The 20893-nt window shown below is 65.8% G+C and carries 22 protein-coding genes; 15 read left to right on the top strand and 7 right to left on the bottom strand.

Features of this window, described 5'->3' with window-relative positions; genetic code table 11:
- Positions 1-99 precede the first annotated feature (99 nt).
- The 8 genes from JN531_RS05600 (at position 100) to JN531_RS05565 (ending at position 8140) form a co-directional block, all read left to right on the top strand.
- Positions 100-1083, top strand: coding sequence for a 2Fe-2S iron-sulfur cluster-binding protein (locus JN531_RS05600; RefSeq protein ID WP_228347876.1), 984 nt, complete (start codon positions 100-102; stop codon positions 1081-1083).
- A 10-nt stretch (positions 1084-1093) separates the two neighbouring features.
- Positions 1094-2143 carry a gentisate 1,2-dioxygenase gene (gene gtdA / locus JN531_RS05595; RefSeq protein ID WP_228347875.1) on the top strand — a complete coding sequence of 350 codons (1050 nt, stop codon included), beginning with the start codon at positions 1094-1096 and terminating at the stop codon, positions 2141-2143.
- Between the two features lie 50 nt (positions 2144-2193).
- Positions 2194-2889, top strand: coding sequence for a fumarylacetoacetate hydrolase family protein (locus JN531_RS05590; protein WP_436233306.1), 696 nt, complete (start codon positions 2194-2196; stop codon positions 2887-2889).
- A gap of 18 nt (positions 2890-2907) precedes the next feature.
- A complete protein-coding gene (locus JN531_RS05585; protein WP_228347873.1) occupies positions 2908-4170 on the top strand; it encodes an aromatic ring-hydroxylating dioxygenase subunit alpha in 1263 nt (420 codons plus the stop codon).
- Positions 4167-4649: an aromatic-ring-hydroxylating dioxygenase subunit beta gene (locus JN531_RS05580; RefSeq protein ID WP_110266935.1), complete on the top strand. Its 483-nt coding sequence runs from the start codon at positions 4167-4169 to the stop codon at positions 4647-4649. Before JN531_RS05585 ends, JN531_RS05580 begins: the two co-directional genes overlap by 4 nt.
- 7 nt (positions 4650-4656) lie before the next feature.
- A complete protein-coding gene (locus JN531_RS05575) occupies positions 4657-6000 on the top strand; it encodes an MFS transporter (protein ID WP_228347872.1) in 1344 nt (447 codons plus the stop codon).
- Complete coding sequence (maiA, locus tag JN531_RS05570; protein ID WP_228347871.1) at positions 5997-6641, top strand: maleylacetoacetate isomerase; 645 nt, start codon at positions 5997-5999, stop codon at positions 6639-6641. Before JN531_RS05575 ends, maiA begins: the two co-directional genes overlap by 4 nt.
- A gap of 342 nt (positions 6642-6983) precedes the next feature.
- Positions 6984-8140 (top strand): IS3 family transposase gene (locus JN531_RS05565; RefSeq protein ID WP_228347778.1). Its coding sequence is split into 2 segments (ribosomal slippage): positions 6984-7224 and positions 7224-8140, totalling 1158 coding nucleotides; the frame shifts between segments, so codons are not numbered across the junction.
- Here JN531_RS05565 and JN531_RS05560 read toward each other — a convergent pair.
- The 4 genes from JN531_RS05560 to JN531_RS05545 all read right to left on the bottom strand — a co-directional run bounded on the left by JN531_RS05560 (position 8130) and on the right by JN531_RS05545 (position 10996).
- Complete coding sequence (locus JN531_RS05560) at positions 8130-9281, bottom strand: PQQ-dependent sugar dehydrogenase (protein WP_228347870.1); 1152 nt, start codon at positions 9279-9281, stop codon at positions 8130-8132. The genes JN531_RS05565 and JN531_RS05560 overlap by 11 nt on opposite strands.
- Positions 9282-9344: 63 nt before the next feature.
- Entirely contained in the window at positions 9345-9875 is a 531-nt protein-coding gene (def, locus tag JN531_RS05555; RefSeq protein WP_228347869.1) for a peptide deformylase, read from the bottom strand.
- A 3-nt stretch (positions 9876-9878) separates the two neighbouring features.
- Entirely contained in the window at positions 9879-10748 is an 870-nt protein-coding gene (locus JN531_RS05550; RefSeq protein ID WP_228347868.1) for a PA4780 family RIO1-like protein kinase, read from the bottom strand.
- A 110-nt stretch (positions 10749-10858) separates the two neighbouring features.
- Positions 10859-10996, bottom strand: coding sequence for a hypothetical protein (locus JN531_RS05545; protein ID WP_228347867.1), 138 nt, complete (start codon positions 10994-10996; stop codon positions 10859-10861).
- A gap of 134 nt (positions 10997-11130) precedes the next feature.
- Between JN531_RS05545 and JN531_RS05540 the strand changes: the two genes are divergently transcribed.
- The 5 genes from JN531_RS05540 to JN531_RS05520 all read left to right on the top strand — a co-directional run bounded on the left by JN531_RS05540 (position 11131) and on the right by JN531_RS05520 (position 16278).
- Positions 11131-11886 carry an SDR family NAD(P)-dependent oxidoreductase gene (locus JN531_RS05540; RefSeq protein WP_228347866.1) on the top strand — a complete coding sequence of 252 codons (756 nt, stop codon included), beginning with the start codon at positions 11131-11133 and terminating at the stop codon, positions 11884-11886.
- 5 nt (positions 11887-11891) lie between these two features.
- On the top strand, positions 11892-12665 hold the full coding sequence (locus JN531_RS05535) for an enoyl-CoA hydratase/isomerase family protein (RefSeq protein ID WP_228347865.1): 774 nt from the start codon (positions 11892-11894) through the stop codon (positions 12663-12665).
- On the top strand, positions 12662-13891 hold the full coding sequence (locus tag JN531_RS05530) for an NADH:flavin oxidoreductase (protein ID WP_228347864.1): 1230 nt from the start codon (positions 12662-12664) through the stop codon (positions 13889-13891). The genes JN531_RS05535 and JN531_RS05530 overlap by 4 nt, the downstream gene beginning before the upstream one ends.
- A 914-nt stretch (positions 13892-14805) precedes the next feature.
- Positions 14806-15708 carry an SDR family NAD(P)-dependent oxidoreductase gene (locus JN531_RS05525; protein WP_228347863.1) on the top strand — a complete coding sequence of 301 codons (903 nt, stop codon included), beginning with the start codon at positions 14806-14808 and terminating at the stop codon, positions 15706-15708.
- 12 nt (positions 15709-15720) lie between these two features.
- On the top strand, positions 15721-16278 hold the full coding sequence (locus JN531_RS05520) for a hypothetical protein (RefSeq protein ID WP_228347862.1): 558 nt from the start codon (positions 15721-15723) through the stop codon (positions 16276-16278).
- On the opposite strand, the gene JN531_RS05515 is transcribed toward JN531_RS05520, so the two are convergent.
- Positions 16236-17138 (bottom strand): metal-dependent hydrolase, encoded by a 903-nt coding sequence (locus JN531_RS05515; RefSeq protein ID WP_228347861.1) that lies wholly within the window; start codon positions 17136-17138, stop codon positions 16236-16238. The genes JN531_RS05520 and JN531_RS05515 overlap by 43 nt on opposite strands.
- Positions 17135-18091 carry an alpha/beta fold hydrolase gene (locus JN531_RS05510; protein ID WP_228347860.1) on the bottom strand — a complete coding sequence of 319 codons (957 nt, stop codon included), beginning with the start codon at positions 18089-18091 and terminating at the stop codon, positions 17135-17137. The genes JN531_RS05515 and JN531_RS05510 overlap by 4 nt, the downstream gene beginning before the upstream one ends.
- Positions 18092-18213: 122 nt before the next feature.
- Between JN531_RS05510 and JN531_RS05505 the strand changes: the two genes are divergently transcribed.
- Together JN531_RS05505 and JN531_RS05500 are read left to right on the top strand one after the other, a co-directional pair.
- Positions 18214-19095: a crotonase/enoyl-CoA hydratase family protein gene (locus tag JN531_RS05505; RefSeq protein WP_228347859.1), complete on the top strand. Its 882-nt coding sequence runs from the start codon at positions 18214-18216 to the stop codon at positions 19093-19095.
- Positions 19096-19214: 119 nt separating this feature from the next.
- Positions 19215-19991, top strand: a complete 777-nt coding sequence (locus tag JN531_RS05500; RefSeq protein ID WP_228347858.1) for a ferredoxin--NADP reductase — start codon at positions 19215-19217, stop codon at positions 19989-19991.
- Here JN531_RS05500 and JN531_RS05495 read toward each other — a convergent pair.
- Entirely contained in the window at positions 19963-20853 is an 891-nt protein-coding gene (locus JN531_RS05495; protein ID WP_228347857.1) for a class I SAM-dependent methyltransferase, read from the bottom strand. The two genes, JN531_RS05500 and JN531_RS05495, sit on opposite strands and share 29 nt — an antisense overlap.
- Between the last annotated feature and the right edge of the window lie 40 nt (positions 20854-20893).

The raw sequence follows: 20893 nt of genomic DNA, 5'->3' as shown, positions 1-20893 counted from the left end.
AACATTCACGAGAGTGAACTGCATCATTCACCCCATACGATTTACTTATGGTGGGGCATCTCCGATTCTGCAATCGAAGCGGATCAGAGGAGAGCGAGGGTGGAACTGGTGGTGCGACCCAGCGGGCGTGTCCTGGAAGTACAGGCGGGGGAGACCCTGCTGGACGCGCTATTGGGCAACCAGGTCCCTATCTCGCACAGCTGCAAGGACGGACGCTGCGGCGTTTGTCGCTGCCGGCTTCTGCGCGGCAAGGTCGTGGGGCCGGCGCGGCAGATGCGTCCGTCGCCGGTACTGGGGTCATCTTGCGTGCTGGCCTGCCAGAGCGTGCTGACCGAAGACTGTGTGATCGAGATTCCTGCGCCGGAAGATGTGGTAGTTCATCCGGCGCGCACGATGAAGGCCGAGGTGGTGGCGGTGGCGCCGCTGTGCCGCGACACCCTGCGGTTGAGGGTCCGGCCACAGTCGCCGCTGTCATTTTCCCCAGGACAGTACGTCGAGCTGGAATTTGAGCGCGGCCTTGCTCGTCCGTACTCGATGTGCGGACTGCCGGGCAACGAACTGGAGTTTCACGTGCGCCTTCATCCAGGTGGCCGTGCTTCCGCCCGCCTGTCCGAAGAGCTCAAGCCCGGGGACATGCTCAAGCTGCGTGGGCCTCTGGGGGTCACGTTCCTGCGATCGCGCAACGAAGATCCAATCATCTGTGTGGGTGCCGGTACCGGCCTTGCGCCGACGCTGTCGATATTGCGCGGCATTGCCGCCGCAGGCATGACGAATCCGCTGCAGGTCTACCTGGGATTCACCTGCCGAGAGGATGTCTATGGGCAGGACGAACTGGCGGCGGCGCTGGAACAGTTGCCGGCGGCGCGTGCGCACATCGTGGTCGCCGCCGGATCTATTGACCGTGGCATGAGGCGTGGCCTGCTGACAAGCGTGATCGCGGCGGATTTCCCCAGCCTCGCGGGCTGGCGTGGCTACGTTTTTGGATCGCCGCACGCGGTGGATGCGACGGTGCGTACGCTGCGGGAAAAGCAGATGGCGGAACAGAGCATCTACGCCGAACCCTTTTACATCACCGGAAACTAGCCAGGCTCCCATGACCTCCGCTGCCATGATCGACCCCGCTGGCCTCGATGCCCGCCGCCAGTACTACGAACGCATCGACCGCCACCACCTCACGCCGCTCTGGGAAGTGCTGGGTACGCTGGTGCCGCCGACGCCGAGAAGCCCGGCACAAGCGGTACTGTGGCGCTACCAGCAAGCCCGCGACTACCTGCTTGAAGCCGGCGGGTTGATCAGCGCGCACGAGGCCGAGCGCCGCGTACTGGTGCTGGAGAATCCCGGCCTGCGAGGGCAGTCGCGCATCACTCAGAGCCTCTATGCCGGCCTGCAGCTGATCCTGCCGGGTGAAGTCGCGCCGGCGCATCGTCACACGCAGTCGGCGCTGCGCCTAGTGCTGGAGGGAGAGGGCGCCTACACCGCGGTTGACGGCGAGCGCACGACGATGCGCCGGGGTGATTTCATCATCACCCCGGCCTGGACCTTCCACGATCACGGAAACTCCGGCACGCAGCCGGTGATCTGGCTCGATGGCCTCGATATCCCGATCGTGCAACTGCTCGACGCCGGCTTCGCCGAGAAGAATGAGCAGGACGAGCAAGCGGTGACACGGCGCGAGGGCGATGCACTCGCGCGCTACGGGTACAACATGCTGCCGGTGGATTTCGAGCCTCAGCGCCAGGATCCGACCAGGGTCTTCGTCTATCCCTACGCCCGGACGCAAGAGGCCCTGCGCGGCATCGCCGCAGGCGACATCGACCCGCATCACGGCTACAAGCTTCGCTACGTCAACCCGGCCACCGGAGGTTCCCCGATGCCGACGATTGGCGCGGCGGCGCAATTACTACCCGCCGGCTTCGAGACCCGCGGGTGCCGCAGCACCGACAGCAGCATCTTTGTCTGCCTGCAGGGCGGCGGCGTGGCGCGCATCGGCGAGATCGAGCTGGATTTTGGCGAGAACGACGTGTTCGTCGTCCCCTCCTGGAATGAACTGCGTCTCCAGGTGACTTGCGAAACCATCCTGTTCAGCTATTCCGACCGCCCGGTCCAGCGACTGCTGGGACTGTGGCGCGAGCAGAAGGCCTGATTAACACATCCAGGTTCACAACCCGATTCACAGTACTCGAGGAGAGTTTGGTGAAGTACACATTTTCGCCCGCGCCGGGCTATGTGCTGCCGGTGGCCGGCAGCGACGAGCAGTTTCCGGTCAATCGCATTTTCTGTGTCGGCCGAAACTACGCGGCCCACGCCCGCGAAATGGGTCAGGACGAGCGTGAGCCGCCGTTCTTTTTCATGAAGCCCGCCTCCGCGACTGTGGCCGTCAACGGCCAGATCGCGGAGATTCCGTATCCGCCGATGACCGGCAATTTCCACCATGAGATCGAACTGGTGGTGGCGATCGGCCGCCAGGGCACGGCGGTGTCGCAGGCGGAGGCCGAATCGCTGGTCTATGGCTACGCCGTGGGCCTGGACATGACGCGCCGCGACCTGCAACTGGAAGCCCGCGACAAGGGTCGCCCCTGGGAGTTCGGCAAATCCTTCTCGCAGTCCGCACCGATCGGCGCGATCCGGCGCGTCGCCGACGTTGGCCATCCGAAATCCGCTTCCATATCGGTCGCTGTCAATGGCCAGCCGCGCCAGGCTTCGGACATCGCCAAGCTCATCTGGAGCGTGCCGGAGTGCATCGCCTTCTTGTCGCAGTTCGAGACCCTGCAGCCGGGCGATCTGATCATGACCGGCACGCCGGAAGGTGTCGGCGCGGTGGTCGCCGGCGACCTGATGCTGGGACGGATCGATGGTCTAGGCGAAATCCAGGTACGTGTGGCGGGCTGACCGCACAGGAGAACCGCCATGAACGACGCCCCCATCACTCTCCCTTCGTCGCCGGGCTGGCCAGGCGAGGGGGTACACCGCGTGCCCTACTGGGTCTACACCGATCCGGACACCTATCGCCGCGAACTCGAGCATTTCTACTACGCCGGACACTGGTGCTACATCGGCCTCGAAGCCGAGATCCCGAACCCGGGTGACTTTCGCCGCTCGGCCGTGGGCGAGCGTTCGGTCATCATGGTGCGCGCGCAGGACGGCAGCGTGCGCGTGCTGGAGAACGTCTGCGCCCATCGCGGCGCGCAGTTCTGCCGCGAGCGCCAGGGCAACCGCAAGGAGTTCGTCTGCCCCTACCACCAGTGGGCCTATGACCTGGAGGGCAAGCTGCGCGGCATTCCCTACCGCCGCGGCATCCGCCAGGACGGCCAGCTCAACGGCGGTATGCCGGCGAACTTCCAGATGGAGGGCCGCGGCCTGACCTCGCTCAAGGTCGCGGTGCGCGGCGGCGTGGTGTTTGCCAGCTTCGACCACTCGCTGGAGTCCTTTGAGGACTACCTCGGTCCGACGATCCTGTCCTACTTCGACCGCGTTTTCGACGGTCGCAAGCTGAAGGTTCTCGGCTACAACCGACAGCGTATCCCGGGAAACTGGAAGCTGATGCAGGAAAACATCAAGGATCCGTATCACCCGGGTCTGCTGCACAGCTGGTTCGTAACCTTCGGCCTGTGGCGCGCCGACAGCAAGACCTCGCTGAAGATGGATGCGCACAAGCGCCACGCTGCGATGATCGGCGTACGCAGCGTCGGCAAGCCGGCCGGAGACGTCGTCTCCGGCGTGACCAGCTACAAGGCCGACATGAGCCTGCGTGACCCGCGCCAGCTCGACATCGTGCCAGAGGAATGGTGGAAGGGACCGACTGCGGTGATGTTGACGTTGTTCCCGAGCCTGATCATCCAGCAGCAGGTCAACAGTCTATCGATGCGGCACATCCAGCCGCGCGGGCCCGGTGTCTTCGATTTCGTGTGGACGCACTTCGCTTTCGAAGACGACAACGACGAGATGATCCAGCGCCGCCTGCTGCAGGCCAACCTGTTCGGCCCGTCCGGCTATGTCTCAGCGGACGACGGCGAGGTCATCGAGTTCTCGCAGATGGGATTCCAGGAAAAGCCCGACCAGCAATGCCTGCTGGAAATGGGTGGGCACGGCAGTGAGGAGGCAACCAACATTGCCTCGGAGACGCTGATCCGGGGCATGTACCAATACTGGCGCCGGGTGATGGGCGTATGAATCAGGCACTCGAAGCGCAGGCCTACACCGAACTGCTGCAGCTCTACGCAGAGTACACGGCCGCCATCGATGCGGGCGACTGGGACCGCTGGCCGGAGTTCTTCACCGAGGATTGCATTTACAAGCTGCAGCCGCGCGAAAACCATGAGCGTGGGCTGCCGCTGGCGACGCTGCATTTCCATAGCAAGGGCATGCTGCAGGATCGCGTCTACGGAATCCGCGAGACCCTGTTCCATGATCCTTACTACCAGCGGCATGTCGTAAGCCTCCCGCGCGTCCTTTCGGTGGACGGCGGGCGCTGGTTCTTGGAGGCGAACTACGCGGTGTTCCGCACCAAGCTTGGGGAACTCAGCACGGTGTTCAATGTCGGCCGCTACCTGGACGAGGTGGTCAGGGTGGAGGGTGCGCTGAAGTTCGCGTCGCGGTCCTGCATCTACGACAGCGAAATGATCCCCAACGCGATCATCTACCCAATCTAGGAAATTCATGACCGGTGCGCTCCGGATCACCGAGCTGATCGACTCACGCCCGCTGGGACGCCTGCAGTTCGAGGTTGCGACGCTGTGCGCTCTGGTGGCCCTGCTCGACGGCTTCGATACCCAGGTCATCGCCTACGTCGCGCCCGCGATTGCCGAGCAATGGGGTATGGCGCCGTCGGCGTTGGGGCCGGTGTTCGGCGCCGGGCTGTTGGGCCTGATGGCCGGCGCTCTGATCGGCGGGCCGCTGGCCGACCGTTGGGGGCGCAAGTGGACGATCGTGGTTTCGACCTTGCTGTTCGGCGCGTTCGCACTGACGACGGCCTGGGCGCAGACACCCGGCCAATTGCTGGCCTTGCGCCTGTTGACCGGGCTGGGCCTGGGCAGCGCGATGCCCAACCTGATCGCGCTGACTTCCGAGTATGCTCCGGCGCGACTGCGCACCATGCTGGTGACGCTGATGTTCTGCGGCTTCCCGCTGGGCTCAATCCTCGGTGGCGTGCTTAGCGCGCTGTGGATTCCAAGCCAGGGCTGGCCGGCGCTTTTCGTGCTGGGTGGTGCTGTACCCCTGCTGCTGGCGCTGGTGCTGGCCTGGCGCTTGCCGGAGTCACCCGGGTTCCTGCTTTTGCGGCGCGCGCGTAGCCACGAACTCCAGCGCGTGCTGGAACGGCTGGACCCAGGCAGACATCATGACCTGCAGGGCGTCACCGCCGGCGAACCGCCAGAGCCGGGATTTCCGGTGCGGGAATTGTTCCGCGGACCGCGCACGAAGGTCACGGTGCTGTTGTGGATCGCGTTCTTCATGAACCTGCTGGTCATGTACTTCATGGTCAACTGGCTACCGACGCTGCTGACGCTGGCCGGCTACTCGCTTAGCTTGGCGATTTTGGCGTCGTCGTTGCTCAACTTGGGCGGGATCGGCGGTGGCATTCTGTTGGCCGGCATGGTGCGGCGCTATGGGCCATACCGGACGCTGGGAACGACCTTCGTGCTGGTCGCCGGCATCGTGGCTGCGCTGGCCAACGTGACCGCGCTACCACGGTTGACACTGCCGGCGATCTTCCTGGCCGGCGCGGGCGTGGTCGGCGCGCAATTCTGCCTCAACGCCTTGGCTGCCGAAGCCTATCCGACCGCGATCCGCGCGACCGGTGTCGGCTGGGCGCTGGGCATTGGCCGCACAGGCTCCGTCACCGGTCCGCTGCTTGGTGGCGTGCTGCTGGGCTGGGGATGGTCCGCGGACCAACTGGTGCTGGCTTGCGCGATCCCCGCGCTGATCACGGCCGCGGCGATCATCGGCCTGGCGCGGCTGCGTGCCCGGGATCCTGACTACGTTCCCCGAACCCTGCCTCTATGAAACTCCACACCTACTACCGCAGTTCCGCCTCCTACCGTGTCCGCATCGCGCTGAACCTCAAAGGCCTGCAGGCCAAACACCTGCCAGTGCATCTGACGCGAGATGGGGGCGAGCAGTTCCGGGTGCAGTTTCGTGCCACTAACCCCGCGGCGCTGCTGCCGGTGCTCGAGGACGGTGGCGAACGCATTGCCCAGTCGTTGGCAATCATCGAGTACCTCGATGAGCGCCATCCAGAACCGTCATTGCTGCCAGCCGCTGCCGCCGACCGCGCCTGGGTCCGACAGATCGCGCTGGCCGTTGCCTGCGACATTCACCCGCTGAACAATCTGCGCGTCCTGAAGTACTTGACCGGACCGATGGGTCTGTCGGAGGAGCAGAAGCAGACTTGGATACGCCACTGGATCGATCTCGGCTTGGAAGCGCTAGAGATCGGGCTGGCCACTTCGCCGCGCCGCGGTGCGTTCTGCTTCGGCGACCGACCAACCCTGGCGGATTGTTGCCTGGTGCCACAACTGTTCAATGCAGAGCGCTTCGGGATGTCACTGGAAGCCTATCCGACGCTGCGGTGCATCGCGCAGGCCTGCAATTCTCTGAGGGCTTTCCAAGATGCGCATCCGGCGAATCAAGCGGACGCAGAGTGATGCGAGCCGGCAGCCTGCCCCGAACAAGAGCGTGTTGAAGGGAACTTCCGATTCTCTGCCCTTATCGTGGGTAGAGAAGGATGGAAGCTGACCTTCACGGATCTAAGCAGAAGGGCGCCGTCCAGCCCGAACCAGACAGTCGAACTGGAATCGAGGCGCCGTGTCGTAGGTTGGGGTGAGCGCAGCGAACCCCAACGTCGGTTTGTGAGAAGTCCCCGTTGGGGTTCGCTGCGCTCACCCCAACCTACAATGTGATCGATCTCTCCTTCTGGCACTCAGCGGGTTCTACCCCGATAGCACGGACACTTTCGAGAAGGCCGACAATGGCCAAAAGGAGTGTTCATGTCGAAGCGAAGGAAGTTCAGCCCGGAGTTCAAGCGCGGGGCTGTTGAGCAGTGCCGCCAGCCGGGTGTGAGTTGCGCGCAGGTCGCCCGGGAGTTGGGCATCCGGGACAGCCTGCTAACCCGCTGGAAGCGCGAGATTGAGGGCCAAGGGCAAGTCGCCTTTGGTGGCACGGGCACCGCCCGCGATGAGGAGCTGGCGCGGCTCAAACGCGAGCTTGCCCGGGTGAAGAAGGAGCGGGATTTTTTACGCGAAGCGGCGACGTTCTTTGCCAAGGGGTCGTCCTGAGATATCAGGCGATCGAGCGTTGCCGCGATGATTTCCCTGTTCGCCTGATGTGCCGCTGCCTGCGGGTGTCGCCGAGCGGTTATTACGGCTGGAGTACGCGCCAGCCCAGCGCACGTCAGGTCGACAACGATCGACTGCTTGCACGCATCCGTGAGCTTCACGAAGACAGCCGTGGCGTTCTGGGTGCGCCTCGCATGCAGGAGGATCTTGCCGAAGAAGGTGAGACTGCCAGCGTCAATCGCGTGGCTCGCCTGATGGCGCTGCACGGCGTGCAGGGCTGGCCGCGCAGGAAACGGCGCGGCCCGCGCGGTCAGCCGGGGCTGCCGCCACCTGGCGTGCGCAATCTGCTGGAGCGGGATTTCAATGCTTTGGAGCCCGAGACCAAGTGGGTGACCGACATCACCGAGATCAAAACCGACGAGGGCAAGCTGTATCTATGCGTCGTCCTCGACCTGTTCAGCAAGCTCGTGATCGGGTGGTCGATGCATCACCGGCAGGACCGTCAGATGGTGATCCGGGCCGTCGAAATGGCGATCTGGCAACGTCAGGGCGGATGGTCAGTGATCCTACATTCGGATCGCGGCAGCCAATTCCGCAGCAGTGACTATCAACGCTATCTGACCAGGAACACGCTGCTGTGCTCAATGAGTGCCGTTGGCCATTGCGGAGACAACGCTGCCTGCGAGGGCTTCTTCGGCATGCTCAAGCGGGAGCGCACGCACCGTGTGAAGTATCCGACGCTCGATGTCGCCAAGGCGGATGTGTTCGACTACATCGAGCGATTCCACAACCCGAGAATGCGGCGTAGAGTCGCCAAGCAGGATCAGAAGTTTTCAGCTCTTTCCAAACCGTCCGTGGTTACGGGGTAGAACCCGTCGCCGGGTCCAGTGACCACAGCGTGCCGCTGACGTAGTCGGTGAACAGGTAGCGCCCCCGCAATTGTGGCAACTGGTTGCCGCGATAGACCAGTCCGCCAGTGATTGAACTGCCATCGCTGCGCGGATAGGTCAGCACCGGCGCACGGTAGGCGCTGTCGTCGCGGCCGATGTCGCTGCGCCCCTGCGAAATCTCGCCCTCGTAGGCCGGCCACCCGTAGTTGCCACCGGGGGTGATCCGGTTCACCTCCTCGCGTGCCGACTGGCCGACGTCGGCCAGCCACATCGTGCCGGTGACCGGGTCGATACTGAAGCGGTGCGGATTGCGCAGGCCGAACGCCCAGATCTCCTCACGCACTGGCTGGCCGGCGCCGACCACGCCGGCGACCTCGTTGCCGACGCCGACAAAGGGGTTGTCGGGCGGCACCGCGTAGGCACCGTCGCCGGCGACGTCCAGCCGCAGCACGCTACCGTAGAGGGTGGTGCGATCCTGGGCGTTGACGTAGGGGGTGAACGAGAAGCCGCCGTCGCCGACACCGACGTAGAGATAACCATCCGCGCCGAACAGCAGGTTGCCGATGTTGTGACCTTCGCCCGGCTGCGGCAGCACGATCAGCCGGGTTTCGCTGGCCGGGTCCAGCAGCAGCGGGTTGCCGGGGACGTGCGTGAACCGCGACAGCACCGAACACAGCGGTGCGCAGCGCGCCGGGTCGTCGGCCTGCCGACCGGCATAGGCGAGGTAGAGCCGGCCGGTGTTGGCGTAGTCCGGGTCGAAGGCGATACGCACCAGCCCCTGCTCGTTGTTGTCGAAACGCACGCGGTCGCTGAGATCGGCGAACAGGTCCGTGTGGATGGTGGTGCTGTCGCGGGCGAACACCCGGATGCGGCCGGGGTGTTCCACCACCACCGCGTGATTGCTGCCCGGCACTTCGGCAAAGTCCACCGGGCGGTCGAACTGCAACTGCGGGTAGGCGTTGACCACCGCGACGTCGGCATCGGCGCCGGTGTTGGCAGTGAAGGCCACCGAAACCGGTGCCTCGCGCGCGTCCAGTCCATGGGGGGCGGCAGTTTCGTCGCCACCGCAGGCCGACACGATCAGGGCGCAGTACAGCGCGAAGCTTCGGGGGCGAACCATGGGGCATCGGATGCGGGGTCAGGTCTGACCTTAGCCGCAGGCGGCGCCGGGCTCAACTGCCGCTCAGTCGTCGGCCAGGGTCTGGCCCGGGAACAGCGCGTCGGCGAAGCCGAACTGGCGCAGGTCGCGAATCCGCATCGGGTAGAGCAGTCCGTCGAGATGGTCGCACTCGTGTTGCACCACGCGGGCATGAAAGCCGCTCACGCTGCGGTCGATGGCCTGGCCGCCGGCATCGAAACCGGTGTAGCGCAGATGCGTGTGCCGCGGCACCAGACCGCGCATGCCGGGGACACTGAGGCAGCCTTCCCAGTCGAGATCCTCGGCATCACTGAGCGGCGTCAGCGTCGGGTTGCACAGCACCGTGTAGGGCACCGCCTCGGCATCGGGATAGCGCGGGTTGTGGTCGAAACCGAAGATGACCACCCGCAGCGGCACGCCGATCTGGGGCGCGGCCAGTCCGGCACCGTTGGCGGCGATCATGGTGTCGCGCAAATCGTCAATCAGCGCGTGCAGCGCCGGCGTGTCGAAGGCTGCGACGGGCTGCGACATGGCCAGCAGCCGGGGGTCGCCGTAGCGCAGGATGTCGCGGATCATCGGTCAGTCGCGGGCGGCCGCCGCCGCTTCGGCCGCCAGCCGTCCGCGTTCCCGGGCTTCGGCTTCCAGTCGCGCTTCCTCGATCTGATCGAGCACCGCGTCGACATCGGCAGCGGTGTCGTCATGAACGAACTGGCCGGTCAATGGCGTGTCCGGCGTCAGCGTGCTGGCCTGGTAATGCGCCCACATTTCATGCGCGTAGTCGGTGTCGACCAGCTCGGGGGCGAAGCGGGCGAACACCGTGCGCATGTTGTTGACGTCGCGTTCCAGCATGCGGAAGGCGTTGTTGTTGCCGGCGGCATCCACCGCCTGCGGCAGGTCGATGATGACCGGGCCGTCGGCGTCGACCAGCACGTTGTATTCCGACAGGTCGCCGTGAATCAGGCCGGCACAGAGCATGCGCACGATCTGGCCGATCATGAAGCGGAAGGCCTCGCGGGCCTGCTCGGCGGTCATGTCGACCGCATGCAGCTGCGGTGCGGTGCGGCCGTCGGCGTCCAGCACCAGTTCCATCAGCAGTACGCCGTCATAGACGCCCTGCGGTTGCGGTACCCGGACGCCGGCAGCGGCGAGGCGGTAGAGCGCGTCGATCTCGGCATTTTTCCACTCGGCCTCCTGCACCTTGCGGCCGTGGCGGCCGCGCCGGCCCATGGCACGGGCATCACGGCTGCCGCGGGCTTTGCGCCCCTCCTGGTATTCCGCCAGTCGATGAAAGCCGCGCTGTTCCGCCGCCTTGTAGACCTTGGCGCAGCGGGTGTGGCCGCCACTGGTGACGATGAACACCGAGGCCTCCTTGCCGCTCTTGAGCTGGCGCAGCACCTCGTCGACGATGCCCTCGTCAACCAGCGGCTGCAGCCCGTTCGGAATACGCATGCGACTGGACGCCTACCGCTTCTTGGCTTTTTCTGCCTTGGCAGCGCGCTTTTCCAGCAGGCTCAGCGCCGGCTTCTTCTTGGTTTCCTTCTTGCGATCCATGCCTTTGCTCACGGGGTCTTGTCCTGTTCGTTCGATTCTTCGGTGCCGCCGCTGCGGGCCAGCTTCTTCTGCCGCTTTTCTTCCTGCTTCTTGTTCTTCTTCAGTTCCCGCTGTCGTTTCTCGAAGTTGTAATTGGGCTTGGCCATGAGGCCTCCATTGCAATGGGCGCCCCAGTGTAGTGGGTTTCCCGCCCGGAGCCCGTCCGATCTACCCCACCCGGGTTAGGAAAGCGGCGTTTTGCACTCGCACACTGCGGGCTCGAACAAGGGGGGAGAACCCGATGGCAGGGCTGAACGGCAAGGTGGCGCTGGTAACCGGCGCCGGGCAAGGCGTAGGACAGGGGATCGCGCTGGCACTGGCGTCCGAGGGGGTGGCAGTGGCGGTCACCGGGCGCACCCGCGCCAAGCTCGACGCCACCGTGAAACTGATCGAGGCCCGCGGCGGACGGGCGCTGGCGGTTGCCTTGGAGGTGAAGGACGCGACCGCCATCAGCACCTGTGTCGATACCGTGGTGCGTGAACTCGGCGGCTTGCAGATTCTCGTCAACAATGCCCAGGAGGTCCCGCTCGGCACGCTCGAACAGGTCAGCGACGAGGCCTTCACAGCCGGCTGGGAATCCGGCCCGCTGGCGACGTTCCGGCTGATGAAACAGTGCTATCCCCACCTCAAGGGCGATGGCTGCATCATCAACCTCGGTTCACCCGCTGCCAAGCGCTGGGACATGAGCGGCTACGGGGCCTACGGCGCGGTGAAGGAAGCAATCCGCCAGCTCACCCGCGCCGCCGCCTGCGAGTGGGGCAAGGACGGCATTCGCACCAACTGTCTGCTGCCGTTGGCCAACTCCCCCGCCATGGATTGGTGGACGCGCGAGCGCCCCGAGGAATCCGCTGCCTTCATCGCCACCGTGCCGCAGCAGCGGGTTGGGGACTGCGAGCAGGACATCGGCCGGTTGGTGGTGGCGCTGTGCGGCGATGACTGCCGCTACGTCAACGGCCAGAGCATCGCCGCCGATGGTGGCCAGGCGTTTCTCGGATAAGACCGATGAGTATCCGTATCGAACGGCTGGACGACGGCGTCACCCATCTCTGGCTGGGGCCGGCCGGTGGCGCCCCGGCGCTGGATCTGGCGGCTGCCGAGGCCTTGCGCAATGCCGTGCAGGAGCTTGCCCGCGACCCCGACAGCCGCGTCATTCTGCTTGGGTCCGAAGGCAAGCTGTTCTGCGTCGGTGGTGATATTCACGCCATGCACGAGGCTGGCGCCGGCCCCGACCGCGAGCGCCTGTTGTCCGCCATCATCGATGCCGTTCACGAGGCGGTCGTTGGCCTGCGGGCGCTGCCACAGCCGGTCATTGCGTTGGTCAACGGTGCCGCCGCCGGCGCCGGGTTTTCGCTGGCGATGAGCGCCGACATCGTGCTGGCGGCCGACAACAGCCGCTTCGTCCCAGGCTACCCGGGCCTCGCCACCACCTCCGACGGTGGCCTCAGTCACTTCCTGCCGCAGCGCGTCGGCGCCATGCGGGCCTTCGACCTGCTGCTCGCCCGCGATCACATCAGCGCCGCCGAAGCGCAGTCGCTTGGTTTGGTGCTGGAGGTCGCTGCCGCTGCCGATCTGGTGTCTACCGGACGCGCCTACGCTGCGCGCCTGGCGCGCCATCCGGTGCAGGTCCTGCAGGGCTTCAAGCACCTGCTCAACGGCGCCGATGCCGGTGCCCTGAAAGCCCAGCTCGATCGCGAACGCGAGATCTTCCTGCGCAATGCCGGCACGCCATTGTTTGCCAGCCGGCTGGCCGCCTTCCTGCAGCGGGGCCGGGCGTGACGGTGTCGACTCAGGACGCCTTCGCGCCCTGGCAACTGGGGCCGCTGGCCCTGCGCAACCGCTTCATCAAATCGGCTACCAACGAGGGCATGGCCAAGGGCGGCGTGCCCTCGAAGGCATTGGTTGAACACCATCGCAGCATGGCCGCCGGCGGCGCCGCGCTGACCACGGTCGCCTACTGTGCGGTGACCGCCGATGGCCGCACCTTCGAAGACCAGGTGTTGATGGACGGCGCCAGCCAGCCGCACCTGCGCGTGCTCACCGAAGCCGTGCACCGTGAAGGGGGCGCCGCCAGTGCCCAGTTGACCCACGGCGGCGCCTTCACCTTTCTGCCGCAGTTGGCGACGAAATATCCGCTGAGTGCCTCCGGCGGCTTCAACCCGCCGGGCCTGATGGTGGGCCGCTGGCGCAAGACGGAGATGAACCGGACCGACATGGACGCGGTGGCCGAAGCCTTCGTCGCCGCCGCCCGTCGCGCCCGATCGGCCGGCTTCGACGCGGTCGAACTGCACATGGGACATGGCTACCTGCTCAGCCAGTTTCTGGCGCCGGCCTATAACCGTCGTCGCGACGACTATGGTGGCGATGCCGCCCGCCGTGCCCGCTTCCCTGTCGAAGTGCTGTCGCGAGTGCTGGAGGCGGTCGGCCGAGATCTTGCCGTCGTCTGCAAGCTCAGCGTTACCGAAGGTCACAAACGTGGCGCCTCGATTGAAGACGTGCAGGAAACCGCACGTCGGCTCGAAGCCGCAGGTGCCCATCTGTTGGTGCTGTCCGGCGGCATGAACGTCGAAGCGCCATGGGCGATTTTCGGCAGCAACATGCCGGCCAGCGCCGTCACCGACAGCATCGACAATCCGCTGATGCGGGTGGCGGTAAGGCTATCGCGCCTGTGGGAACCGAAGGTCGCGTTCCGCGAGCTCTACCTGCATGAACACTCGCGCCAGATCCGCGAGGCGGTGCAAATGCCCCTAGCCTATCTCGGTGGCGCCAAGTCATTGGCGGGCGTGCGACAGGTGATGGCAGACGGTTTCGATGCGGTGGTGATGGGTCGCGCGCTGATCCACGCGCCCGACCTGGTCAACCAGTTCCGCGATGGCCGCACCACCGTGTCCGGCTGCACTGCCTGCAACCAGTGCGTCACCAGCATGTATACCGCCGCCGGAACACACTGTGTGTTGGGACCGGCGCCGGATGTGGGGTTGAATCAGGTGCCGGCGGCGCTGTGACCCCGCCCGCCACGCTCATCACCAGCGCCGCTCAGTGGACGCCACTTCGTCGACACGCTTTCGTATTTCGGTTGCAGCGGTTCCGCCCTGCTGGGCGGGTCCCTTTTCTTTGCGTGCCCAAAGAAAAGAGACGAAAAGAAAGGGCACCCGGAGAGGGCGCCGGCTTCGCCGGTCCCCGGCCGCTCTGCCGTGCTCGGGGCCGGGCCAAAGCGGCTCCTGCCGCGCTGGCCCTGAGCGGGACATCGTGTCCCGCTCTCCCCTGCGCTCGTCAGACCGTCCGGCGCCCTCTAACGGGACGAAAAGCCACAGCGACCGGACCGGGACGCTTTTTGCTTCTGGGGCCCCTTGGCGTGGACCGAGCAGCGCAGCGCGCACAGGGGTCAGCCGGACACGATGTCCGGCTGAGGGATGCGACGACAAGGATGTCGTCTCAGACCGACCCCGAGCACGTGAGCAGCGCAGGGTGAACCCCGTCGCTTTGCGAGCATCGCTCGCTGACGGGGTGAACGGCCGGACATGGACGTCCGGGCTGGGGTTGGCTCGTGCACCGACGGCTCGCCAGGATGGCCAGCACCACGATGTATCCGCAGTCCACGCCTCGGGGCGTGCTTTCTTTGGGGGCGGCTGCCCCACGGTGTTGCGAAGCATGGGTGCGGGGGCAGACGCCGCCCCCCGTGCCCAAGCGAGATGCAGCCGCACACCCGCACTCCCGCTCCAACGTGCTTCGCACGCTCCGAGTCGTGCGGGGGCTTCTTTGCACAAGCAAAGAAAGGTGCCTCGCCCAGCAGGGCGAAACCCGTGATGACAAACCCGTTAGTCCGTGTCCGACCGCGCACAAGCGCTCACCCCTGGTCCGCGACAATGCAGTCATCTGAGACAGCGCGGCTAGACCGACGCCACGGGGGCGCACCTCGATGACCCCCACCGCCCTCATCACCGGCGCCGCCAGCGGCCTCGGCCTGGAAACCGCGCGGGGGCTTGCGGCGCTGGGGGCCACCGTCGTGATGAGCGATCGCAATATCGCCGGCGGTGAAGCGGCCTGCGCCGCGCTGGCCGCCGAGTATCCGCAAGCCCGGCTGACGTTTCGCCCGCTCGACCTCGGTTCGCTGGCCGCCATTGCCGAACAGGCGGCCGCCTGGCGTGCCGAATGGCCGGTGATCGATCTGCTGGTGGCCAATGCCGGGCTGTTGCCGCCGCTGCAGCGGGCGGAGACGGCCGATGGCTTCGAGCTGAAGTTCGGCGTCAATGTCCTCGGCCATTTCGCGCTGATGGCGGACCTGTGGCCGTCGCTGTCGGCCAGCGCAGCGCCCCGTGTGGTGTGGACCTCCAGCCTGGTCCACCGGCGTGCGACCATCGACTTCGACGACCTGCAGGCCACCCGCGCTTATGCGCCGCAACGTGCCTACAACCAGGCCAAGCTGGCCTGCCTGATGCTGGCGATGGAAGGTCACCGCCGCAGCCGCTCAAGCTGCCCGAAGCTGGTGTCGGTGGCGGCGCATCCGGGCATTGCCCGGACCGGTATCGGCAACAGCCGCGTCGGACAACCGCGGCGCAGTCTTGCCGACCATCTCACCGACGTCGCCTTCTGGATCGCCATGCGGGTGTTCGGACAGACCGCTGATGCCGGTGCCCGCTGCCTGCTGCAGGCGGCCGTGGGGGCGGATGTCCGCGGTGGCGATTTCTGGGGCCCCGACGGCATCGGCGAGATGGGCGGTGCGCCGACCCGGGTGCCGCTGTCGCCATCCGCCGAAGATGCCGCCCGCTGTGCACGGCTGTGGCAGCTCTGCGAGCAACTCACACACCGTTCACTGCTCTGAGGGTCTGCCCGAATGTTCGATGCTCTGCGACAACGCGTTCCACTGCATGTGATGGCCCGCGACGCGGCGCTGATCGCGCTGGCGGTTGCCACGCTGCTGTGGGCCCGCAGCCAGCAACTCAGCGACAGTGGCTGGGCCTGGCCGTCCGCAGGACTGGCGGCACTGCTGCTGGCGCTGGCGGGCTATCTGATTCACGAATGGGGACACCTGTGCGGCGCCCTGATCAGCCGCGCCTCGGTGATCCTGCCGCCCGGCATCAACCAGGCCTTTCTATTCCGCTGGGACAGCGATCGCAACAATCGTCGGCAGTTTTTCTGGATGGCCAGCGGTGGTTTCGTCGCCAGCGGGCTGACGGTGGTGGCCTACCTGATGGTGCTCGACACGGCGTTCCTCGCCGACCGGCTGGCACTGACCCTGACCGCCCTGGGCGTGCTGGCCACGCTCATCATCGAGGTGCCGGAATTTCTTGGTGTGGCGCGCGGCGGGCCGATCCCCAATGGCGCTGCCTTCGTCGCCGCGGACGCCGATCAGGCGGCGGCGGCGAGCGCCCCGGGCGAGCGTTCCAGGTAGGCCAGCGCTTCCTCGGTGGAGCCTTCGGTCTCGGGGTCATACCAGGGACTGAAGAAGGGGAGCTCACGCAGCGCGATCCACAGCGGAGAGGGCAGCCAACCTTCGCGGCTGTTGCGGAACCATTCGCGCCAGATCCAGGGCCGGAACACGCTGGGCTTGTGGCGGGCAAAGCGCGGATCCTGCTTCATCAGGTGGGCGGCACCATGTACCCACAGGCCGAAGACCGCCGGCATGGCGATGGCCGCGAGGTAGTAGCGCGAGGGATAGCCGCCACCGAGGTGTCGATACAGATCAAAGGCGACGCAGCGGTGCTCGACTTCTTCGGCACCGTGCCAGCGCAGCAGGTCGAGCAGGGTGGGATCAGCGCCGGCTGCCTCCCAGCTTTCGTTGTGCAGGATGTAGTTGCCCAGCACGCAGGTCATGTGCTCGACCGCGGCAATCACCCCGAGCCGGAACACCAGCCAGCGACGCTCCGCCCATTTCGGCAGTTTGCGCCCGAATGGCTGATCGGCGAGCAGGATTTCGAACAGTCGGTCCTCCTGCTCGGTGTTGGTTCGCGTTTCGATGCCGCGGGCGTGCAAGTAATCCTCGATGGCGCTGGCATGGGCGCGGGCATGCATGGACTCCTGACGCATGAACGCGCGCACGTCGTCCCGCAGTTTGGGATCGGTGACCAATGGCAGCGCCTGGTTGTAGACGCGGCAGAACCAGAACTCGCCGGCGGGCAACAGCAGGTTGATCTCGTTGACGAAATGGCTGGCGAAGGGCTGGCCGGGAATCCATTCCAGCGGCGTCTTCGACCAGTCGAAGGCCACCTTGCGCGGCACCAGCGGCGGCAGGTTACGGGTCTGTCGGCTCATGCAACGGTCTCCTTGCGACGGGACTTTCGACGTCCGACGGGGGTCTGCACCGGCTCCGGCTGGGTGAGGATGAAGGTATCGATGCAGTCGGCCAGAAACGCCGGTTCGGTCAGCGGCAACCAATGGCCGGCGTCGATTTCACGGCGAGTCAGATTGGGCACCCAGTGCGGCAGGTCATCCCAGATCTCTTGCACCATGAAGGGGTCTCGGGTCGGCACGATCAGTTGCACCGGGACATCGGTCGGCCGCGGCCGGGGCCGCGCCAGTCGTGCCGGAAAATTGGCGCGGTACAGCTCTATGCCCCAACGGCCGTCCTCGCCCTGGGTCGGACTGGCGTCGGGCTCGATCCCCTCCAGGCGCGACACGATTCCGGGCCAACGTCGGTCCAGGCCGTATCGCCAGACGGCCGGCGCCAGCCCGGGCAGCTGAAACAACATGGCGTACCACGAGTGCCCGAACTGCCGCGCCAGCTGTGACCATTGGCGGGGCCGCCGCAGCCGTCGGCGCAGCCAGTCACCCGCATGGTCCAGTGATGGACCGGAGATACTGGTGTAGGTGGCGATCCGGGATTGCTGGGTCGGTGACGTCACGCCTTCCCAGCACTGGATCGAGCCCCAGTCGTGGCCCACCAGGTGGACCGGCTGATCGGGGCTGACGGCGTCGATCACCGCATCCAGATCGGCCATCAGGTGGTCGAGCGTGTAGTCGGCGGTTTTCGTCGGCCGGCTGGAATGGCCAGCGCCGCGGACATCGTAGGCATACACCCGATGGTTGACGGCGAGGATCTCGGCGGTGGCGTGCCACACCCGTGCCGAGTCCGGGTAGCCGTGCACGAGGATGATCGGCGCCTGGCCCTTGCGGACCTTTCCCCAGGCGTACAGCGCCAGGGTGACGTCGCCAGAGGCAACCGTGTGCAGCGTGGGTTCGATGGTGGTGCGGGCGCTCGCGGGCATGGCGGCGGGCCTCGGGAATAGTGACAGCGTTCAATGTAAACGTCGTCGTCTGGACTGGCAAGCCCGGGTCATCAGCGGAGGCCGCGAAAACCGCCTAAGCTGTTCATTCACAAGGAGACCGCATGACCTACAACACGCTCGACTATGCCGTTCAGGACGGCATTCTGACCCTCACGCTCAACCGTCCCGAGCAGATGAACGCTTTCACCGTGGAGATGGCCAACGAGCTGGTGGCTGCCTTCACTCGTGCCAGCGACGACGACGCGGTGCGGGCCATCATCGTCACCGGCAGTGGCAAGGCCTTCTGCGCCGGGATGGACCTTTCCGTGCCCGGCAACGTGTTCGGACTCGATGAATCGCAGCAGCCGACGCTGGATGACATGCACGCGCGGCTGGACGATCCCGCCATCCATGCCGGGGTGCGCGACACCGGCGGTCGCGTCACCTTGGCGATCTACAACTGCAAGAAGCCGGTGATTGCGGCCATCAATGGTGCGGCGGTAGGCATCGGTGCCACCATGACGCTCGCCATGGATGTGCGGCTGGCGTCGGAGAAAGCCCGCATCGGGTTCGTCTTCGGCAAGATCGGCATCGTCCCCGAGGCGTGCTCCAGCTGGTTCCTGCCCCGCATCGTCGGCATCTCCCAGGCGTTGGAATGGGTCTATGGCGCAGATATTCTCAGCGCGGAAGATGCTAAGGCGGGCGGTTTGGTGAAGGCCGTGGTGGCCCCCGACCAGCTGCTGGCGGAGGCGACCGCGCTGGCCCGCAAGTTCGTCGCCAACCGGTCACCGGTGGCCGTCGCCCTGGCACGTCAGATGATGTACCGCAACGCCGCGCAACCGCATCCGATCGAAGCCCACCGGATCGATTCGCTGGCGATGTTCTACACCAGCATCGGCGACGGCAAGGAAGGGGTGCGGTCGTTTCTGGAAAAGCGCGATCCGGCCTACGCCGGCCGCGCCTCGACCGATATGCCAGCTTTCTATGATGAATGGGCCAAATAGACGATTATCGGAATATAGATATCGCCTGAAACCATTTTGAGAGTCATTCTCAACTGACTACACTGCCAGGACTCGCGGGGCAATCCGGCCCCGCGCAGCGATCTCCTTGAGAGGACTCCATGGCGGCCATCGGTACCGAGCGCATCCTCAGTGTTCATCACTGGAACGACTCCCTGTTCAGCTTCCGCACGACCCGCGACCCCGGGTTGCGGTTTGAAAATGGTCAGTTCGTCATGATCGGGCTGGAAGTGGGCGGCAAGAAGTTGATGCGTGCCTACAGCATCGCCAGTGCCAATCACGAGGAGCATCTGGAATTCTTCAGCATCAAGGTGCCGGACGGCCCGCTCACCTCACTGTTGCAGAACGTGCGGCCGGGGCAGGAGATTCTGGTCAGTCGCAAGCCCACCGGCACCCTGCTGCTGCATGACCTCAAGCCGGGCAAGCGGCTGTTCCTGTTCAGCACCGGCACCGGCCTTGCGCCGTTTCTCAGCCTGGTGAAGGAGCCCGAGATGTACGAGCGCTTCGAGCAGGTGATTCTGGTGCATGGCGTTCGCCGCATCAGCGAGCTGGCCTATGAGGAATACCTCAGCCGCACTCTGCCGGAGGACGAACTGTTCGGGCCACTGCTGCAGGGCAAGTTGCGCTACTACCCGACCGTCACCCGCGAGCCCTACCGCAACCGCGGCCGGCTGACCGACCTCATCACTGAGGGCAAGTTGTTCCGCGACCTCGACATCGAGCCGCTGGACCCGGCCACCGACCGCGCCATGATCTGCGGCAGCCCCAGCATGCTGGCCGACACGGCGGGCCTGCTGGATGCACGAGGGTTCGAGATCTCCCCACATATCGGGCAGCCGGGTGACTACGTCATCGAGCGCGCGTTCGTCGAGAAGTAGCGCGTTTTCGAGGTGCCTGCGGCCTCGCGTTGCGCGCCTCCAGCACCCGAACCCGGTCGCCACCGGCACGTGCCGCGTGGGCTTCCGCGCCCGGTAAGTCTCGTGGTGACCACACGGTGACCTCGGCGAAGCCGAGGCCCGTGAGCCGGTTTTTGGCATGTTCGGTCGAGTGCAGGTGCAGATGCAGACGCCCGCGCACGAAGCTGCTCAGCATCAAGCCGAAAGCGGCCATGGCCAGGCTGCGGTTGTGGCCCAGCAGATAGACATCCGAGAGATACACCCCCGCACGGAAGCGGCCCAGCGTCTGCGCGATCAGGGCCCAGGCCCGGTCTGCCGCGGCCGGCGGCAGGTAATTCATCAAACCCTCGGTAATGATCACCAGACCGCGCTCGGGATCGAGGGTATCGGCTATGGCCGCCAGTGAACGCGGTCCAGTGTCGGCAAGCGCGTCCACCGGGCGCACCTGGTGATGGGCGGGCAACGGCCCGTCCTGTTCCAGCAGGTCGGCCTTCAGCGTGGCCATGTGCGGCAGGTCGGTTTCGATATAGGTCAGCCGCTCGCCGTGGCGCTGCCGATAGCGCAGGCCGCGGCCGGACAGACCTGCTGCCAGCTCTACCACCTGTGAGATGCCGTCTGTCTCGATAGCGTGGTCGAGGCGGGCGTCGATGCCGGCATGGCGGGCCAGCATCAGGGCTTCCAGCGAACCGCCGCCGAGACGTTGGGTGAGCTGGGTGAAGGCACTGAAGCCGCCATCGAGCAGCCTGCCTTGCGGGGTCGACAGGCGGGCATCGGAGAGGCCGTGGCGCACCCAAAAGTGGCCAGTGGCATAGGCGGTGGGGCTGACGCGTTCAGATCGGGACATCGATCGAGCGTACGCCCAAGGCGGGCTGCGGCCCTTGGCC

It is taken from the genome of Flagellatimonas centrodinii (genome assembly GCF_016918765.2).
Classification (GTDB): domain Bacteria; phylum Pseudomonadota; class Gammaproteobacteria; order Nevskiales; family Nevskiaceae; genus Polycyclovorans; species Polycyclovorans centrodinii.
This window is presented reverse-complemented; position numbering and strand designations above follow the sequence as displayed.

Excerpts from the sequence above, each read along its gene's own strand:
- JN531_RS05495 (WP_228347857.1), bottom strand. The coding sequence starts at position 20,853 with ATGTCCCGATCTGAACGCGTCAGCCCCACCGCCTATGCCACTGGCCAC.
- JN531_RS05575 (WP_228347872.1), top strand. The coding sequence starts at position 4,657 with ATGACCGGTGCGCTCCGGATCACCGAGCTGATCGACTCACGCCCGCTG.
- maiA (WP_228347871.1), top strand. The coding sequence starts at position 5,997 with ATGAAACTCCACACCTACTACCGCAGTTCCGCCTCCTACCGTGTCCGC.
- JN531_RS05520 (WP_228347862.1), top strand. The coding sequence starts at position 15,721 with ATGTTCGATGCTCTGCGACAACGCGTTCCACTGCATGTGATGGCCCGC.
- JN531_RS05585 (WP_228347873.1), top strand. The coding sequence starts at position 2,908 with ATGAACGACGCCCCCATCACTCTCCCTTCGTCGCCGGGCTGGCCAGGC.
- JN531_RS05500 (WP_228347858.1), top strand. The coding sequence starts at position 19,215 with ATGGCGGCCATCGGTACCGAGCGCATCCTCAGTGTTCATCACTGGAAC.
- JN531_RS05510 (WP_228347860.1), bottom strand. The coding sequence starts at position 18,091 with ATGCCCGCGAGCGCCCGCACCACCATCGAACCCACGCTGCACACGGTT.
- JN531_RS05505 (WP_228347859.1), top strand. The coding sequence starts at position 18,214 with ATGACCTACAACACGCTCGACTATGCCGTTCAGGACGGCATTCTGACC.
- JN531_RS05580 (WP_110266935.1), top strand. The coding sequence starts at position 4,167 with ATGAATCAGGCACTCGAAGCGCAGGCCTACACCGAACTGCTGCAGCTC.
- JN531_RS05545 (WP_228347867.1), bottom strand. The coding sequence starts at position 10,996 with ATGGCCAAGCCCAATTACAACTTCGAGAAACGACAGCGGGAACTGAAG.
- gtdA (WP_228347875.1), top strand. The coding sequence starts at position 1,094 with ATGACCTCCGCTGCCATGATCGACCCCGCTGGCCTCGATGCCCGCCGC.
- JN531_RS05515 (WP_228347861.1), bottom strand. The coding sequence starts at position 17,138 with ATGAGCCGACAGACCCGTAACCTGCCGCCGCTGGTGCCGCGCAAGGTG.
- JN531_RS05525 (WP_228347863.1), top strand. The coding sequence starts at position 14,806 with ATGACCCCCACCGCCCTCATCACCGGCGCCGCCAGCGGCCTCGGCCTG.
- JN531_RS05550 (WP_228347868.1), bottom strand. The coding sequence starts at position 10,748 with ATGCGTATTCCGAACGGGCTGCAGCCGCTGGTTGACGAGGGCATCGTC.
- JN531_RS05540 (WP_228347866.1), top strand. The coding sequence starts at position 11,131 with ATGGCAGGGCTGAACGGCAAGGTGGCGCTGGTAACCGGCGCCGGGCAA.
- JN531_RS05560 (WP_228347870.1), bottom strand. The coding sequence starts at position 9,281 with ATGGTTCGCCCCCGAAGCTTCGCGCTGTACTGCGCCCTGATCGTGTCG.
- JN531_RS05535 (WP_228347865.1), top strand. The coding sequence starts at position 11,892 with ATGAGTATCCGTATCGAACGGCTGGACGACGGCGTCACCCATCTCTGG.
- def (WP_228347869.1), bottom strand. The coding sequence starts at position 9,875 with ATGATCCGCGACATCCTGCGCTACGGCGACCCCCGGCTGCTGGCCATG.